This window comes from Thalassotalea sp. G20_0 (assembly GCF_017744175.1).
Classification (GTDB): domain Bacteria; phylum Pseudomonadota; class Gammaproteobacteria; order Pseudomonadales; family Endozoicomonadaceae; genus Endozoicomonas.
Genome location: NZ_JAGHQV010000065.1, coordinates 1 through 17366, shown reverse-complemented (window position 1 = coordinate 17366; position 17366 = coordinate 1). Strand labels below are relative to the sequence as shown.

The window sequence follows — 17366 nt, the reverse complement described above, 5'->3', positions numbered from 1 at the left end:
GAAAATTGAGGATAAAAATTCGGTTTTGTGAGGTGAATAGCGGGGCTATTTGCCGAACAAAAGCGGATTTTTAGACCAATTTGCTGTCGCCGCAGTAGGGCAGTCTATTCTCGGACAGCCTCCTAGGGGCATGGAAGCTTGTGGAGGTTCACACTACTGGTGTCGTAAATTTACCGAACTGGGTTATGACGTTCGTATTATGGATCCCCAGTTCGTAAAACCTTACAGTCAAACAAGAATGATTCTGCTGATGAGGTTTGTCCGGCCAATGAACGGTTGATCACGAACCCCTTGAGCAAGGCTAAAAGAAAAAGCTACCTGGTCTGAAAACTGCTCAAAAGTGGCTAATTAATCTAAATTTTTATCTATTTTTTAAACGATTTAAATTTTTGTCGCTCCTCTGGTTGCTTTCCTGCTTAGTTCTCGGTCAGCCTCGTGGAGAAGGCCAATAAGATCCCTTGATCTCCCTATAAAAATGCAGCTACGGACCGTAGCGGAACTTTTCGCCAGCCAGTTACTCTCAAGACTGTGGAGTTCGACCATATGGAAGTGGATAAATATTCGGTTTTACTGGAATAGGACCATAGTGGCGGGGCTATTTGTTAGTGACCATGTGACTATTTCGGAAAACGACAATCAAAATAATCGAATCAACCAACGAGGTATTATTATGAATCCGGCATCATCCCAACCATTTACCCCCCCTAACGACTATTCCGCTGAACCACCGCCAGCATATAGCCAGTACCCTGAGCGCCAGTCCGCAGGGCAAGCGACCACATTTGTCTATAATAAGCTGTCCGAGGTGAGTCACGATGCCAGTTTCCGAAAGGAGATTTTAAAACGTGTCATCGAAGTTCATAACACTATGGTAGAAAATTCGGCAGATCGGCTAGAGCTGGTCTGGCAGAATGATTTTACCGCCAGGTATCCTAAACTGGACAAGTGGATTGAAAAGAAACTGGCCTTTCTGGACAACAGAGAATTGATCAATTTTGCTTTTGCCAGCAGCCACCTCGAGGAATATTATCAGGCGGAGGATTTTTGCCCGGGCAAAGTGGATAAAATCAGAATCGATTTCTTCCGTCGCTATTTTTCTCTGGAAGGAAAGAATAACGGAATGAAAAAGCTTAACCTGTTGGAAAGTACCGAAATTATCTTCCAAAGGAAAATAGCCAGCCTGAGAGCGGCTTTACAAGACGAGCCCTACCTGGAACCAATAGCAGCATCGGAACAACCACCATACTGTAGTCAGTTTAACTTTCCAGTAGCACTCAAGGTAATCGGCGATGCTTCCAGCAATTGGAAAGCTTTGGCGCGCACAATGTGTGAAATCTTTCCCAGAGATGAAGTCGATAAAATTGATTCGGAGTGTATAGGAAATGTCACAAAAGCACTGCTCACCGTACTGAATAAAATTGCTTGTAGTGGGAAGCGGACTGAGGAGTTGGTTGATGTGTTGAAACAAATAGGGCGGACGGATATTTCTGAAAGACTGCAAAAGGCCTTGCAATCCATTTAACGCCAATATCTGGCACTCTTCCCGTTCGATTGCCAGTTGGTCAGTTCGGAACCTGGCCCTGGAAATAGCGTTCTGATAATGGAACTTTTGACCAGCCAGTCACTCTAATGGTGAGCGCACCCGAGGGTTTATAAAAGCGATCATTGGAGCACTACATGAATGTTATCCGGGGCATGAACTGTTTTTCCTGCCTGAGCGATCACCACGATCAGAAGTCTGGCACCGGGTCTGGCCAATGCACAACCACCGAGCTGAGCAAACGGCTACCCGTGCCTTCCAGGGAGGATGAGCGAAAAGCACTGCTCTGGGCGGCACAGAGTGGGCGCCTGGCGATTCGGCAAATTGAATCAGCGGAAGAAGCCAATTTCTTCAAGGGCTATGGCACGCCAAAATCCTTTACTCTTGCCCAGCAGGGGATGACACGCAGGAAGTGGGCAGATCAGCAAAAATGGGTGGTAGGCATAGTCGATCCCGACTGCTTGTATGTCTACAAAAAAGAGGCAGACACCTGGCGGCTGGAACAAGGCGTAGCTGCGGATAAACTGGGCGTCAAACTACTGCCTGATCTGCCATCGCTGGCTGAAAAGGATGAAGAGATACAACAACGAGCCTGGTGGAATGTGTATCCTCGGTCTTCCCCGGATACCTCAGGACATCTGGGACCGAATGGCAAATTCATTTTACCAAAACCGAAGCCCTACAAATATAATGCCCCCAAATCTGTTTCAACTAATTTTAATGACCCCGTACCCCGTTCAGAAATCGTAGTCACCCCCTGTAGAAAAGCAAACATCAAATGCTTTTTTGTTGAGCGTGATACCGCCAGAAATATTTCGGATATCCTGCGGCAAAAGCGTCGGTGTGAACAGGCATTGGGCCTACCCCTGCCACTGGTGGTTTTTTGCCGCCACACCGGGTCTGTAGAGGTTTGTTATGATGATGAACTGGCCTCTGAACATCTGACCATAATTGAGGATTCTCTGGATGTTTTTGCGTCTTCCCGGCGTATACCTTCAGGCGAAATCAGGAGAAGAATGAATTTGTTGCCAATGCCTTTGCAAGCACAGGCACTGAGTTCAGGACTCTCCATCCCACCCGATGATCAACCCAAATGGCAACAGGCCATCCAGCTGGTGAGTCATCCCTGTGATGACAATTACCGGGAGCTTCTGGCCTTAAAAGCGAGTGGCCTGTCAATTCACCGCTGTTATTTTCATGAAGGAAATATCACCTCTTTGCTGGATATGCTCCTGACTTCTGAATCACTGAGATACACTGAGGCCCATGACCGGGTAACGGAATTCCGGGTTGACAAAGTTGCCCCATTACTACGGCTGCTTCTGAAGAGCGGGGCAATACCCACTGCCTTGAGCTGGTCCTTAATTAGACAGATGGGAGAACAAAATCAACTTTTAATGCCTCCGGACCTGTTCAATTATATGTTGGCTGCCTTTGCTCCCTTTAAGTTCCTTACCTTGAAAAACCTTTGGAATATACCATTAACCTCAGTGACCCGTTGTTCAGGAAGCATCATTGAATTTGACCGCATCTGCCAGGATTTCAATGACCAGCAACGGCAGCATTGCCTGAAAGAGGAATTATCCCGTAATCGACTTTTACAGAGACCAACCCTTGATACCCTGCAGTCCCACTTACTGGCCTTGTTTCATTACGGAGCCGTCCCGGACGAGGAGGTTATGGATACGGTTAAACGGGATCTGACGTATTTCGATGACAATACAAGGCTGATTGATAATTTATCTGTGCCTGGTTTCATCGAATGGGTTGGCGATCTCTGGATGAATCGGGAAGCCCACACTCTCTTCCAGAATTGGCCAGCACACGTCGAGGAGGCCCGTCAGGAACTCGCGAAACTGAAACAATCCCTTGATCTGCCGGTCGATCCCTTCGCATCGGTGACACCGGTGTTACAGTTTATGGTAGATGCCTTTAGCAAACCGCCGGTCTTGCCGGATAATGTCGGCGATAATGAAGACACTATCTTCAAGGTGTTACAGCATTATTACCGTCGCCCGGGACCGGAGCGGGTGATTGCCAGCCTGCGCAACTCCTCACCGGATACGTGGAAAGAGTATCACTCCTGCAGTCATGTTCTGCGGGCCAGGAATAATGGGCTCTGGTATATGGAATTGCTGGAGAAATGCAAGGTTCACTCTTTTACTCCAATAGAAAAAAGACTCCTGCCCCTGGCCATTATTTATCAAGATGCCGCTTATAAAGATGTCGACGAATCGGCGGTAAAAACAAAGTCAGCTGATTACTTCAAACGGGACCTGGCCGGGCACTACCCTGAAAAACTGTTGAATGATATGGCACTGGCGATGGTCAGCATGAAAACCAGGGCCGAAGATAAAGCTGTGCAGAACCTGTCTGAGCCTGTGCGCCGGTATCTGCGCGTATTACGCTTTGCTGTTCATATAAACCAAATTCGCTACAGCGGGGTCAGGCCTTTTTTTCCCGCATTAGCGGTGGCTCCGCATAAGGTTCCCAAGGCTGAATACCTTGGCCTGCCAACGCAGTTGGCCCACGATTTCAGCAGCGAGCCTGATCACCAGACTGAATTCCAACGGCATCTGGAAGCCGCTATGCACGGTGCAGCTGACCTCATGCAGCTGCAGGTAGCTAACTGCCCTTCGGACAAGCGAGAAAATCCTTACACCCAAGTCTACGGTCTGGTTCCTGATGGCAAAAAAATCACGATACAATTTGACCGGACAACGAAGCCCGTGGAAATAATGGACCGATTTATTAATGATAAAGTTCGGCGCAAACTGGCCCGGGAGGCGGGAATTATTACCTGTTCTGACCCTGACCACCAAAACTGCCGGGCTGATCCAAGCAAGGGGGTCACTTATGGAATTCATAACAGCTGGTACGATCTCCGGCAGGTGAGGGTTCCGGCTGAAATGACACGGCTGGAAAAGATGCAGTACGAACATGACCCGTCGCTGCTGAGCCCGGCAACACAACAGGCATTGGCGGAAGAGGTGCAACGACTGAAGAGCGCAGGTATACGGATGAATACGGGCACCTTGACCCAGGAAACGCTGGCTTCGAAGCGCGCCCTGAAAGTGCTGAAGGATCGGGGTATTGCGGTGGTCAGCGAGAAGCGTCCTTACGTTGCCAACGATGGCCTCCCTGGAGAATGGGAAATGCTGGTGCCAATAAAGACGGCAAAGCCAGTCACTCCAATATGAGTACCCCGCCCCAGTGGAAGTGGGAAATAAAAATGATTACTGGAGCGTCATCATGAATCTTAACTGCGACATGAACCCTTTCGCCTGTCTGCGCGATTGCTACCAACGAACATTTGGCACCCAGCCTGAGACAACCACCGAACCGGCCAAGCCGCTACCCGGGCCTTCAAGAGAAGTTGAGCGTCAGGCACTGCGCCAGGCGGCGGAGAGTGGGCGTCTGGCGATTCGGCAAATTAAACCAGCCGAAGTAGCCAGTTACCTTGATGGCATTGGCACACCAGAATCCTTTAGCCTTGCCTTGCAGGGGATGAACCCCGGAAACCTGACAGGTCGATGGACGGTAGGCATCGTCGACCCGGATTGCCTGTATGTCTACAAACAAAATCCCGGTACCTGGCCGTTGAAACAAGACGCAGCGGCGGAAAATCTGGACGTAAAACTACTGTCTGACCTGCAATCATTGGCTGAAAAAGACAAAGAGATACAATATCGAGCCGGGTGGGAGGTTTATGATCCATCATTTACCTCAGGACATCTGGGGGCGGACGGAAGGTTCAGTTTACCAAAACTGAAGCCCCACAAATATGATAGCCACAAACCTGGTACAGTATTTTACGGAGGCTCCGTGCCCTCTCCACAACTCGTGGTCACCAACGGTGGAAAAGCAGACATCAAATGCTTTTTTGTTGTGAGTGATATTCCTCGTAATATTTCGGATATTCTGCAGAAAAAGCGTGAGTGTGAACAGACATTGGGCCTGCCCCCCCTGCCACTGGTTGCTTTTCACTGCAGCACCGGGTCTGCAGAGGTCTGTTATGATGATGAACTTGACTCTGAACATCTGAAACGGATTGAGAGTTCCCTGGATTGTTTTGACCCTTCCGGGAGAATATCTTTAGCCAGCATCATGAGCACAATGAATTTATTGCCAATGCATTTGCAGGCAGAGGCACTGAGGTCAGGATTCACCACCCCGTCGGATGAGCAACATCAATGGCAACAGGCCATCGAGCTGGTGAGAAATCCCGGTCCTGACAGTGTCCAGAAGCTTCTGGCATTGCAAGAGAGTGGTTTGCCCATTGACCGCTGTTTTTTTCATGAAGGAAAAATGACTTCTTTGCTTGATATGCTCCTGATTTCTGAAGTAAATAGATACAATGTCCATGACCGGGTAACGGAATTCCGGGTTGATGAATTTGCCCCATTACTTCGGCTGCTTTTGAAGAGCGGGGCCATACTGACTGAACAGGGCTGGAACCTTATCCGACAGATGGGAGGCTGTGCTCAATCTTATGTACCACCGGACCTGTTCAATTATATGGTGGCTGCCTTTGGTCCATTCAAGTTCCTTACCTTGCAAAACCTTTGGAATATACCCCTGACCAATTGCCCGGGAGGCATCGTTGAATTTGACCGAATCTGCCGGGGTTTCAATGATCAGCAACGGCAGCAATGCCTGAAAGAAGAACTATCTCGCAAGCGACTTATCCAGGGACCAACCGATACCATCGAGTCCCACTTACTGGCCTTGTTTCATTACGGGGCTGTCCCGAACGAAGATGTTTTGGATACGGTTAAAAGCGGTCTGAAGAGGTATTACCGTGACGATACAACGCTTTTTGATGATTTTTCCGTGGCTTCTTTCATCGAATGGGTTGAACGACTCTGGAAAAAACGACAAACCTACACTTTTCACCAGAATTGGCTAGCACATGTCGAGAAGGCCACACTGCAACTCAAGACACTGAAACAATCTCTCGAACTGCCGGTCCATCGTTTCGCATCAGTGGCACCAGCGTTACAGTTTATGGTGGATGCCTTTAGTAAACCGCCGGTCTTGCCAGATAATGTCGGCGATAATGAAGGCACTATCCTCAAGGTGTTACAGCATTATTACCGTCGCCCGGGACCGGAGCGGGTGATGGCCAGCATGAACAAAGTCTTTCAAAAAACGTGGAAAGAGCATCACTCTTGCAGTCATGCCCTGCGTGCCAGGAATAACGGGCTCTGGTATATGGAATTGCTGGAGAGATGCCAGGTTCACTCTTTTAATCCAGTAGAAAAAAGTCTCCTGCCGCTGGCCATTATTTATCAGGATGCAGCAACTGAGGATGTCGATCAATCGGTGGCAAAAGCCAGGTCAGCTGATTACTTCAAACGGGACCTGGCCGGTCACTTCCCTGAACGGCTGCTGAATGAGATCGCCCTGGCGATGGTCAGCATGGAAAACGATACCGGTGGTAAAGCGGATCATAACCTGACTGCCTCTGTGCGCTGGTATCTGCGTATATTACGCTTTGCCGTTCATATGGACGTTATTCGCTATTTCGTTGAGCCTGAATTTCCCGGGTTGGGGACACAATCTGAGTTTTTCAACGTTTCCGCCCTTCACCTGCCGCACCCGTGGGCCGGGGATTTTACCAGCGAGCCTGACCACAAAACTGAATTCCAACGGCATCTGGAAGCCGCCATGCACGGTGCGGCTGACCTGGTGCAGGTAACCGGGAGCCCCATGGACAGGCGCAAAAATCGCTACACCAATGTCTACGGTCTGAAGCCTGATGGCAAAAAAATCAGGCTACAATTTGACCGGACAACGGAGCCCGTGGAAATAATGGACCGATTTATTAATGATAATGTTCGGCGCAAACTGGCCCGGGAGGCGGGAATTATTGCCTGTTCAGACCCTCACCACCAAAACTGCAGGGCTGATCAAATCAAGGGGATCACTTATGGTATTCATAACAGCTGGTACGATCTCCGGCAGGTGAGGATTCCGGCTGAAATGACACGGCTGGAAAAGATGCAGTACGAACATGACCCGTCGCTGCTGAGCCCGGCAACACAACAGGCATTGGCGGAAGAGGTGCAGCGACTGAAGAGCACAGGTATACGGATGAATACGGGCACCTTGACCCGGGAAACGCTGGCTTCGAAGGATGCCCAACCAGTGCTGCAAGAGCGGGGGGTTACCGTAGTCCGCGAGCAGCATGTCTACTCAGCGATCCGATAGCTGGGGTCTTATATGGTCCACCGCGCATGGCATGGAGAAGTTTTCCATCATGACTGCTTAATCTTATCAGCCAAATACTCCCCTTTATCACTAAACGTTTTAGTGTTATTGATCTGGTATGCACTCAGAGGTTTACGTAACACTTTGGCATAGCTTGAGTTGGTTTTTTTAATACCAGATGCGGAGTGACACCACCAAGAACAATGACGACAAAAATAGTAAATGGTTTTTGGTAGGGAGGAACTTTTATAAGAAGACGTAGTCTAAAAAGTAATTCAACAATTCAGTAATTCAATGAATCATTACTATCAGCTACCTTCGTTCAACATTGGGTCTTCTGATCTTTATTCCGGCACATTAGATATCATAAACCAATCCCGAGAACTCAATGCCGGAAAACAACAGCAAGTGTATCCAGACCTGTATGCTCATGCACTGAAATCTCATTTTCCTGTATACAATAGTCAATCATATATGCACCAAGATGAAACAGGCATTCTTAAATCGTTGCATGAATACAATATTGCATCTTTAGCAGACTTCAATGCAGAAAACTCCTTCGAAACGGGTCTTCCTGAGATACCAAAATCAGCCCTTGATAAATATGTACCCTGGAATTCTAATGATGAAGCCATTAATAATGGGATATCATCAATATCAGATTACCCCTCAGCTCAGCAGGTATGCTTATCGGATAGCGTGCCTGATCCAATACCTTTCAGGCATTTAAATCCAGATAATCAGTTAGCTCATCTTCATGCCTTACCGTTTAACCAACAAGATTTACCACCAGTTACTTTTGTTAACTCGACAAACCTGAACCAAACGACAATTGATAAACAAACAATCCCTCTGAAAGAAACTCCTGATAGTTTTCTTTTTGAGCAGCAAGGAGAGCAAACACAAGACTCCGAAAAAAGAAAAATGATAAATCAGCGAAAAAGGGAGCGATATAGAGAAATGATGAAAGACCCCGAAAAAAGAAAACTAATAAATCAGCGAAAAAGGGAGCAGTATAGAGAAATGATGAAGGATCCTGAAAAAAGAAAATTGAAAAACCAACGCCAAAATGAGCGAATGAAAGACCCCGAAAAAAGAAAACTGGAAAATCAGCGCAAAAGGGAACTAAGGAAAGATCCTGAAATAAAAAACCGGATAAATCAGCGCCAAAGGGAACTATACAATGAAAAAATGAAGGATCCTGAAAAAAGAAAGATATTGAAGCAGCGCAAAAGGGAGCGAAGGCAAGATCCCGAAAAAAGAAAGCTGAAAAAACTACGCCAAAGGGGGCGAAGACAAGACCTCGAAAAAAGAAATCCAGTGTAAGAGACTGTTGTAAAAGTTACTGATCATTAACTCAGGATAAAAACTCAAAGTCGTCTATAACTACAGCATCTGATTAGCTGAAGAAGTAGGATAATTATGTATCCATCCGACCTGACTGATGACGAGTGGGCAACCCTCAAGCCTCTATTCCCTGACCCTGGCTATGATACTCCAAAAAATGGTCGACCTCGTGACTGGAGATATTGAATGCCATATTCTATCTCACTAAAACAGACTGTCAGTGGCGAAGCTGCCTTCTGACTTTCCACCATGGAGTACTGTCTACACCTATTTCCGAATTTGGAAAAATGATGGCACATGGAAGAAGGTTCATGATGCACTTCGTGACCAGGGGCGAATTCAAGCGGGCAAAGAGCCACAACCAACAGCCGCAAGCATTGACTCCCAATCCGTTAAAACTCGGTAAAAGGGGGAATCGAGGCTATGATGGCGGAAAGAAAATAAAAGGCAGAAAACGTCATATAGCGGTTGATACTCTTGGCCTGATTCTGTGTTGGATAGCAGCTTAGACCATCAGACACAGTGTCATCAACATTAACAGGGCCTCGATTCGTTCCGCTTTCTTCAGGTAGAGGGTCTGCCCTGTAAGGCCCTGCCCATTGATGATCATTGCGACCACAGCCTGTCCAATGGTGACATTGCGTGCGTCAGAGTCATTGGTTATGCGTGCATCGAAATATTCGGCTATCTTTACTTCCCGGCACATGGCGGCAACCAGACCAAGATGATTAAGATTCTTAAACTGGTATTGAACTGGCGGCATATCGGTGTTCCTGAAGACCTGATCAGTCCTTTGACATCAGATTTCAGGAAAATGTCAATCGGGGTGGTGAAAGGCAGGTGAAATATCCTGAAAGAGATTATTGACGTTGCCATCAATGACCTCGCTGCCAGTAACCCGATCGCCACCGTCTTCTTCATCCGTGAGTCGCTGGCTTTCGAAGAGTTTCACATCATCATGATTAATAGTCATATCAAACCGTTATGCTTTTTTTGATGTAAATAGTGAATGGGTTGTGTCAGGAAGGAACTTGTGTAACGAAGCGCGAGTCTAAAGCTGTGATTCAATAACTTGATGAATTAATGACTGATCCAGATTTTAACTTACAAGGCTGTTACTCGAATGCTCTAACGGCATATGACGCTGCTATGCCCTGCGGTAGAACTCTTTCCAAGGGCTGTACACAAAAAAACGCTATAGCATTCGGTCAGAAAGTGGAACGAACGGTCCCAATCAATCACACCTCAATACCCGAAGAGGATAGATTCCAAAACCGATTCGATGATTCAAGAATTAAACAAATGTCAATCACTATTCTTGATTCTAAAGAGATCTGCCTGGAAGAGCCTTTTGAATTATCCGTAAGACCAGAAACATTTCAGAAAGCCGATAGTGGCACTGCATCAGAAATAAAAATTGTGCGAGTTTGGAGTATGGCTGGTGAAGACGGCTCTCAGTCTGTTGATAACAGCCATCAGTATCCTAACGTGATGGAGCAAATCAGTCCGATAATTCAGGCTGATAACTTGGGTAGTAAGTCTGTCTCAAACCCATCTAAAAAAATAACTGACAACAAAACCTCACGATTGGAGCGCCGAAGGAATTACCAAAGGGAGCGTCGCAAAGATCCCGCTTTCGCAGAACGCGAAAGGCAGTACTATAGGGAGTACAAAAGGGAGCGTTACAAAGATCCCGCTTTCGCAGAACGCCAAAGGGTGTACCATAGGGAGTACAAAAGGGAGCGTTACAAAGATCCCGCTTTCGCAGAACGCCAAAGGGTGTACCATAGGGAGTACAAAAGGGAGCGTTACAAAGATCCCGCTTTTGCAGAGCGCGAAAGGGAGCGCCAAAGGAAGCGTAGCAAAGATCCCGATTTCGCAGAGCGCAAAAGGAAGCTCGATAGGGAGCGCCAAAGGGAGCGTCGCAAAGATCCCGTCTTCGTAGAGGGGCACAGAATCTATATGAATACTTACAACAGAATCAAAAAACAAACCGCCAACAAGGAAGAAGCTTCAAAGCAAGCGAAAATCGCAAAAAAGCAGTATCTCCAGTCAATCCATTCAGCTGGAAACTCCGGTGAGTTAACACTGAGTTCTAATTCAGTTGAAACAAACCAGAGTTCCAGTAAAAATTCAGATGGCACTCTCCCTGCCACTTTTCAATCTTCAAACTGAAGGAATATTTACCGTCCCGATTGAGCCTGTCTCAACCTGAGTGAACAGTCAGCAATCTAAGAGTAAGAAGGTATTGGTCACTGTCCTCTGGATAAGCAAATGGTAAAACCTGAAGTGGTTTAATGACTTGGAGACTGTTGTAAAAGTTACTGATCATTAACTCAGGATAAAAACTCAAAGTCGTCTATAACTACAGTATCTGATTAGCTGAAGAAGGAGGATAATTATGTATCCATCCGACCTGACTGATGACGAGTGGGCAACCCTCAAGCCTCTATTCCCTGACCCTGGCTATGATACTCCAAAAAATGGTCGACCACGTGACTGGAGTTATCGTCTGATATTGAATGCCATATTCTATCTCACTAAAACAGGCTGTCAGTGGCGAATGCTGCCTTCTGACTTTCCACCATGGAGTAGTGTCTACACCTATTTCCGAATTTGGAAAAATGATGGCACATGGAAGAAGGTGCATGATGCACTTCGTGACCAGGTACGAATTCAAGCGGGCAAAGAGCCACAACCAACAGCCGCAAGCATTGACTCCCAATCCGTTAAAACCTCGGTAAAAGGGGGAATCGAGGCTTGATGGCGGAAAGAAAATAAAAGGCAGAAAACGTCGTATGGCTGTTGATACTCTTGGCCTGATTCTGGTGGTATGGGTGCACGCAGCCGCATTGAGTGATCGTTTTGCAGGACAATTCATACTGGCTCACCTTAAGAAATACTTTAAAAACATCCGGAAAGTCTGGGCTGATTGTGGCTACCGGGGTTACCTTGAAGAGTGGTTTTATCGATTCAAACCCAAAAGGGAACTTGAAATCACAAAACGCCCACGGGGAAAGTTTGTCATTCAAGCCAGGCGCTGGGTTGTGGAGAGAACCTTTGGCTGGTTTGAACGTTCCAGACGTTTATCTAAAGACTATGGACAGCTGGCAAGGAGTTCAGAAGCCTACGTTTATATATGCATGATTCGAATAATGCTGCGAAGGCTTAAGTAGTTTTAAAACAGCCTCTGAGGGTTACCATCCTCTATTGGCAGTAACGTATACCTCATCTGTCCCCACGCTTTAAAGTGACACAGGGCCATGACCCTGTGGCGGGATGTCTAACCTGGTCTTTATTTGATCAATACATCGCTTCATTGAACCTTGCTTCGAAAGCTGGTTAACCGGGATTTCAATGACCTCAAATCCTGCTTTTTGCAACAGTGCGATTTTAAGCAGAGTCGAACCATCCCTGGTTTTGAAATCACCACCCACGTAATGAGACGGTCCCTGAACTTCAATCACAATGTTGTGATCTGGCAGTAGCAGGTCAACCGGAGGCAGTGAGTTCAGACTTTTTTCTTCTTCAATCTTCAGAGAGGGAATGCCTGATTGCAGTTCATTACGGACGACGGTTTGAGGCTTTGAAATGATTATCTCGTAATGGGGGACCACCGGACACGCTCTCCCAAGCCAACTTGCGGCCATGGCAATGATGGATTGTTCCTCTTCATTGTCTGGGGAGATATTTTCCAGGCGAGTAAACAGGTCATCCATGTGCGTTTCAAGTACACTATTTTTATTGGCATTGCATTCCAGCGACAACCTGGCACAGCATACCATTACTCCCCAGAGAGACATTGATATCTCTTGATGAGAGAGCTGATGATTTTTACTGGTTCGGCAGACAAGGGATTCAAACGTGGATGTAACCACGTTCAACTCAACAAATTCCCCCAGTTTCGCCGTGGCCCACAGCAGGTTGGCGAGACCCAGGGCATTAAATTGGTCTTTCTGTGCGTTCACCCGGGGCAACAGTGCGACCACGGCCTCATTGAGCCCTGGTATCAGCTCCTGTCCGTTATCCAACAGTTTCGCCATGGCCCACAGCAGGTTCGCTATGCCCTGGGAATTAAATTGGTCTTTCTGTGTGTTCACATGGGGCAACAGTGCGGCCACGACCTCGTTGAACTCCGGTGTCCGCTTATGCCCATTGTCCACCAGTTTCGCCATGGTCCACAGCAGGTTGGCGATATTTTGAGGAATAAATTGATCTTTCTGCGCGGTCACGAGGGGCAACAGCGCGGTCACAGCCTCTTTGAACTCTGGTGTCTGCTCCTGCCCGTTGTCTACCAGTTTCGCCAGGGCCCACAGCAGGTTGGCGATACCCTGGGCATTGAATTGGTCTTTCAGTATGCTCACCCGGGGCAATAACGCAGCCACGGCCTCTTCGAGTTCTGGCATCCGATCCTGCCCGTTGTCCACCAGTTTCGCCATGGCCCACAGCAGGTTGGTAATACTCTGGGCATTAAACTGGTCTTTCTGTAGGATCACGGAGGGCAACAGCGTGGCTTCAGCCTCGTTGAGTTCTGGTGTCCGCTCCAGACCGATGTCCACCAGTTTCGCCATGGCCCACAGCAGGTTGGCGATACCCTGAGCTTTAAATTGGCCTTTCTGTGCGCTTACATAGGGCAAAAGCGCGGCCACGGCATCGTTGAGCCCTGGTGTCCGCCCCTGCCCGTTGTCCACCAGTTTCGCCATAGCCCACAGCAAGTTGGCAATTTCCTGTCGTGTAAATTCAGCTTTCTGTGCGTTGACGGCGGGCAATAGCGCGGCCACGGCATTGTTGAGCCCTGGTGTCCGCTCCTGCCCGTTGTCCACCAGTTTTGCCATGGCCCACAGCAGGTTGGCAATATGCTGAGGAATCAATTGGTCTTTCTGTGCGTTTACCAGGGGCAACAGCGCGGCTATGGCATCGTTGAGCCCTGGTGTCCGCTCCTGCCCGCCAGACACCAGTTTCGCCATGGCCCACAGCATGTTGGCGATCTGCTGAGGAATCAATTGGTCTTTCTGTGCGTTGACGTGGGGCAGCAGCACGGCTACGGCCTGGTTTAGCTCTGGTGTCTGTTCCTGTCCGTTGTTCACCAGCTTCGCCATGGCCCACAGCAGGTTGGCGATCTGCTGAGGAATAAATTGGTCTTTTTGTCCATTCACCTGGGGCAACAGCTCGGCCACGGCCTCCTTGAGATCTGGTGTCTGCTTCTGCCCGTTGTCCACCAGCTTGGCAATGGCCCACATCAGGTTGGCAATACCCTGTGGTTTAAAGTTAGCTTTCTGTGCGTTCACGAAGGGCAATAGCGCGGCCACGGCCTCGTTGAGTTCTGGTGTCCGCTTCTGTCCGTTGTCCACCAGTTTCGCCAGGGCCCACAGCAGGTTGGCAATTTCCTGTGATGTAAAGTTAGCGGTCTGTGCGTTCACGTGGGGCAACAGTGCGGCCAAAGCTTTGTTGAGCGCTGGTGTCAGCTCATGCCCGTTTTCCACCAGTTTCGCCAGGGCCCACAGCAGGTTGGCGATACCACGGGCATTGAATTGGCCTTTCTGTGTGTTCACTTGGGGCAATAGCGCGGCCACGGCCTCTTTGAGCCCTGGTGTCCGCTTCTGGCTGTTGTTCACCAGTTTCGCCATGGCCCACAGCAGGTTGGCGATATCCTGGGCATTAAATTGGTCTTTCTGTACTTTCACGTAGGGCAACAGCGCAGCCACGACACCTTTGAGCTCTGGTGTCTGCTCCAGCCCATGGTCCACCAGTTTCGCCATGGCCCACAGCACGTTGGCGATACCCTGTGGCTTAAAGTTAGCTTTCTGTGCATTAACGTTGGGCAACAGCGCGGCCAGGGCCTCTTTGAGCCCTGGTGTTTGCTCCTGCCCGTTGTCCACCAGTTTCGCCATGGCCCACAGCAGGCTGGAAATTTCCTGTGGTTTAAAGTTAGCTTTCTGCGCCTTCACGAGTGGCAACAGCAAGGCAACGGCCTGTTTAATCTCTGGTGCCCACCCCTGCCCGTTGTTCACCAGTTTCGCCATGGCCCACAGCAGGTTGGTGATACCCTGAGGTTTAAAGTTAGCTTGCTGTGTGTTCACGTGGGGCAGCAGCGCGGCCACGGCCTTTTTAAACTCTGGCGTCCGCTTCTGCCCGTTGTCCAGCAGTTTCACCATGGCCCACAGCATGTTGGCGATATTCTGAGGAATAAATTGGTCATTCTGTGCGCTCACGTGGGGCAACAGCGCGGTCACAGCCTGTTTGAGTTCTGGTGTCAGCTTCTGCCCATTGTCCACCAGTTTCGCCATGGCCCACAGCAGGTTGGCGACTCCACGGGCATCAATATCCCTGGCTTCAGGCCTTTGGTTGCACTTGAATATTATTACATCAAGTAGCGTTGACAATAAGGCAGATTGAGTACGTTTAAAGCACTCATCCATGGGTTTATGAGGGGTAAAAACACCCGCTGAGGTAAATGAATGAAGTGTTGTCGTCAGGCTTAGCCAATTCCAGCTCCGCTTTACTGTAAAATTTTGCAGCACACGTATCAGCTGGCTTTGTTCATCTCGATTTAAAGGTCTTTTAGCAGCTGACGTGTATCTTTTAATTGAACTGGCATATCGACCGTGATTTCTCCCATCATAGCGATGACCGAAATGATCGGATTTACTTACCAGATCAGCCATTATTTCCTGTTTGATGAGGGCATTAAAATCTTGAGCAGGGTTTACCAAGCGACTCTGTAGATGTTGAGAAGAGCGTGCACCAGAAGAATGGTAAAATTCATTACGCCCCGGGGGATTGCGGGGGGGATTATCCAATTGTCTGACTGTGGCATGTCTATATCGCCCATGCCTTGAAGAAGCGGCATGGTCATCCGGTCGGTTGTAATCATTATTTGATCTTGCGCATTTGCCACTGATACCACCAGAACTTCTATCCATAATTATATTTCATTAATTCATGAAAATATGAAAAGCAGACTGCTGTGCGGTTCAGAAGTTCATTTTGCTGGAATGTTTATAAACGTCGGTTGGGGAAACCCATCTACTCCTGACTCTACCAACCCGCTATTTTCAAATCATCCGGGGCGAGATTCATGGGCAACAGTTATTCAACGCTGGCACTCCTTCCCTTGAATGTGAAAATGGTTCTTGGGTCGAAGGGAGGGGATTACTGGCTGTTGTTTCTCTTCCTTTTTTTGCTTTTTGGTTTAGCGGTTTGCTCTTCTAAATGTTCTTCGGCGGTTAAGTAACAGTAATCTGAGGATTGCCTTCCTTTATCGGTAGTAACGTATTCCTCATCTGCCCACCCTCTTTTAAGCGATACAGAGCCATGCCCCTGCTGCGGGGTGTCTACCCTGGTCTTTATGCGATCAATACATAGTTTCATTGAATTCAGGTTCCCAAGCTCGTTAACCGTGATTTCAATGACCTCAAATCCTGATTTTTGCAACAGTGCGATTTTAAGCAGAGTCGAACCATTCCTGGTTTTGAAATCACCACCCACGTAATGAGACGATCCCTGAACTTCAATAGCAATGTTGTGATCTGGCAGTAGCAGGTCAACCGGAGGTAATGAGTTCAGACTCTTTTCTTCTTCAATCTTCAAAGATGGAATGCACAATTGGAGTTGATCGCGGAAGTCGGCTTGAGGTTTTGAAATGATTGTCTGGTAATGGGGGACGACCGGGCACGCTCTGCCAAGCCAACTTGCGGCCATGACAATGATGGATTGTTCCTCTTTATTATCCGGAGATGTATTTTCCAGGCGAATAAACAGGTCATCCATGTGCTTTTCAAGCACGTTATTTTTATTGGCATTGGGGACCAGAGACAACCTGGCACAGCATACCATTACTCCCCAGAGAGACATCAATATCTCTTGCTGAGGGAGCTGAGGGTTTTTACTGATTCGGTAAACAAGCGATTCGAACGTGGATGTGACCACATTCAGCTCAACTAGCTCACCCAGTTTCGCCATGGCCCACAGCAGGTTGGCGATATGCTGAGGAATAAATTGGTCTTTCTGTGCGGTCACGTGGGGCAACAGCGCGGCCACGGCCTCGTTGACCTCTGGTATCTGCTCCTGCCCGTTGTCCACCAGTTTCGCCATGGCCCACAGCAGGTTGGCGATATGCTGAGGAATAAATTGGTCTTTCTGTGCGTTCACGTGGGGCAATAGCGCGGCCACAGCCTCGTTGAGTTCTGGTATCTGCTCCTGCCCGTTGTCCACCAGTTTCGCCATGGCCCACAGCAGGTTGGCGATATGCTGAGGAATAAATTGG

11 protein-coding genes and 1 pseudogene are annotated in these 17366 nt (G+C 48.3%); 8 read left to right on the top strand and 4 right to left on the bottom strand.

Translation table 11 applies throughout. The annotated features are described in order from the left end of the window. The first annotated feature begins 670 nt into the window (after nucleotides 1-670). The 6 genes from J7438_RS22800 (at nucleotide 671) to J7438_RS28710 (ending at nucleotide 9609) form a co-directional block, all read left to right on the top strand. Nucleotides 671-1522, top strand: coding sequence for a death domain-containing protein (locus tag J7438_RS22800; protein WP_209278385.1), 852 nt, complete (start codon nucleotides 671-673; stop codon nucleotides 1520-1522). A gap of 155 nt (nucleotides 1523-1677) precedes the next feature. Continuing rightward, nucleotides 1678-4740, top strand: coding sequence for a hypothetical protein (locus J7438_RS22795; protein ID WP_209278384.1), 3063 nt, complete (start codon nucleotides 1678-1680; stop codon nucleotides 4738-4740). Nucleotides 4741-4792: 52 nt separating this feature from the next. Beyond that, nucleotides 4793-7753: a hypothetical protein gene (locus tag J7438_RS22790; protein ID WP_209278383.1), complete on the top strand. Its 2961-nt coding sequence runs from the start codon at nucleotides 4793-4795 to the stop codon at nucleotides 7751-7753. 294 nt (nucleotides 7754-8047) lie between these two features. Continuing rightward, complete coding sequence (locus J7438_RS22785; protein ID WP_209278382.1) at nucleotides 8048-9079, top strand: hypothetical protein; 1032 nt, start codon at nucleotides 8048-8050, stop codon at nucleotides 9077-9079. Between the two features lie 241 nt (nucleotides 9080-9320). Beyond that, nucleotides 9321-9506: a transposase gene (locus J7438_RS28715; RefSeq protein WP_209204326.1), complete on the top strand. Its 186-nt coding sequence runs from the start codon at nucleotides 9321-9323 to the stop codon at nucleotides 9504-9506. After that, nucleotides 9424-9609 (top strand): transposase, encoded by a 186-nt coding sequence (locus J7438_RS28710; RefSeq protein WP_503003930.1) that lies wholly within the window; start codon nucleotides 9424-9426, stop codon nucleotides 9607-9609. Before J7438_RS28715 ends, J7438_RS28710 begins: the two co-directional genes overlap by 83 nt. On the opposite strand, the pseudogene J7438_RS22775 reads toward J7438_RS28710, so the two are convergent. After that, nucleotides 9609-9863, bottom strand: a pseudogene (locus J7438_RS22775) (DUF4277 domain-containing protein); the annotation flags it as partial. The gene J7438_RS28710 and the pseudogene J7438_RS22775 overlap by 1 nt on opposite strands. A 54-nt stretch (nucleotides 9864-9917) precedes the next feature. Further along, nucleotides 9918-10073 (bottom strand): hypothetical protein, encoded by a 156-nt coding sequence (locus J7438_RS22770; RefSeq protein ID WP_209204328.1) that lies wholly within the window; start codon nucleotides 10071-10073, stop codon nucleotides 9918-9920. A 329-nt stretch (nucleotides 10074-10402) separates the two neighbouring features. Between J7438_RS22770 and J7438_RS22765 the strand changes: the two genes are divergently transcribed. Together J7438_RS22765 and J7438_RS22760 are read left to right on the top strand one after the other, a co-directional pair. Beyond that, the gene (locus J7438_RS22765) at nucleotides 10403-11275 is read left to right on the top strand and encodes a splicing factor U2AF large subunit (protein ID WP_209278380.1); all 873 of its coding nucleotides are present in this window, start codon (nucleotides 10403-10405) and stop codon (nucleotides 11273-11275) included. A 226-nt stretch (nucleotides 11276-11501) separates the two neighbouring features. After that, nucleotides 11502-12276 (top strand): IS5 family transposase gene (locus J7438_RS22760; RefSeq protein WP_286196845.1). Its coding sequence is split into 2 segments (ribosomal slippage): nucleotides 11502-11863 and nucleotides 11862-12276, totalling 777 coding nucleotides; the frame shifts between segments, so codons are not numbered across the junction. Nucleotides 12277-12345: 69 nt separating this feature from the next. On the opposite strand, the gene J7438_RS22755 is transcribed toward J7438_RS22760, so the two are convergent. Continuing rightward, complete coding sequence (locus J7438_RS22755) at nucleotides 12346-16023, bottom strand: DUF1601 domain-containing protein (RefSeq protein ID WP_209278379.1); 3678 nt, start codon at nucleotides 16021-16023, stop codon at nucleotides 12346-12348. Between the two features lie 229 nt (nucleotides 16024-16252). Beyond that, on the bottom strand, nucleotides 16253-17366 hold a 1114-nt coding region (locus J7438_RS22750), incomplete at its 5' end, for an RAP domain-containing protein (RefSeq protein ID WP_209278378.1).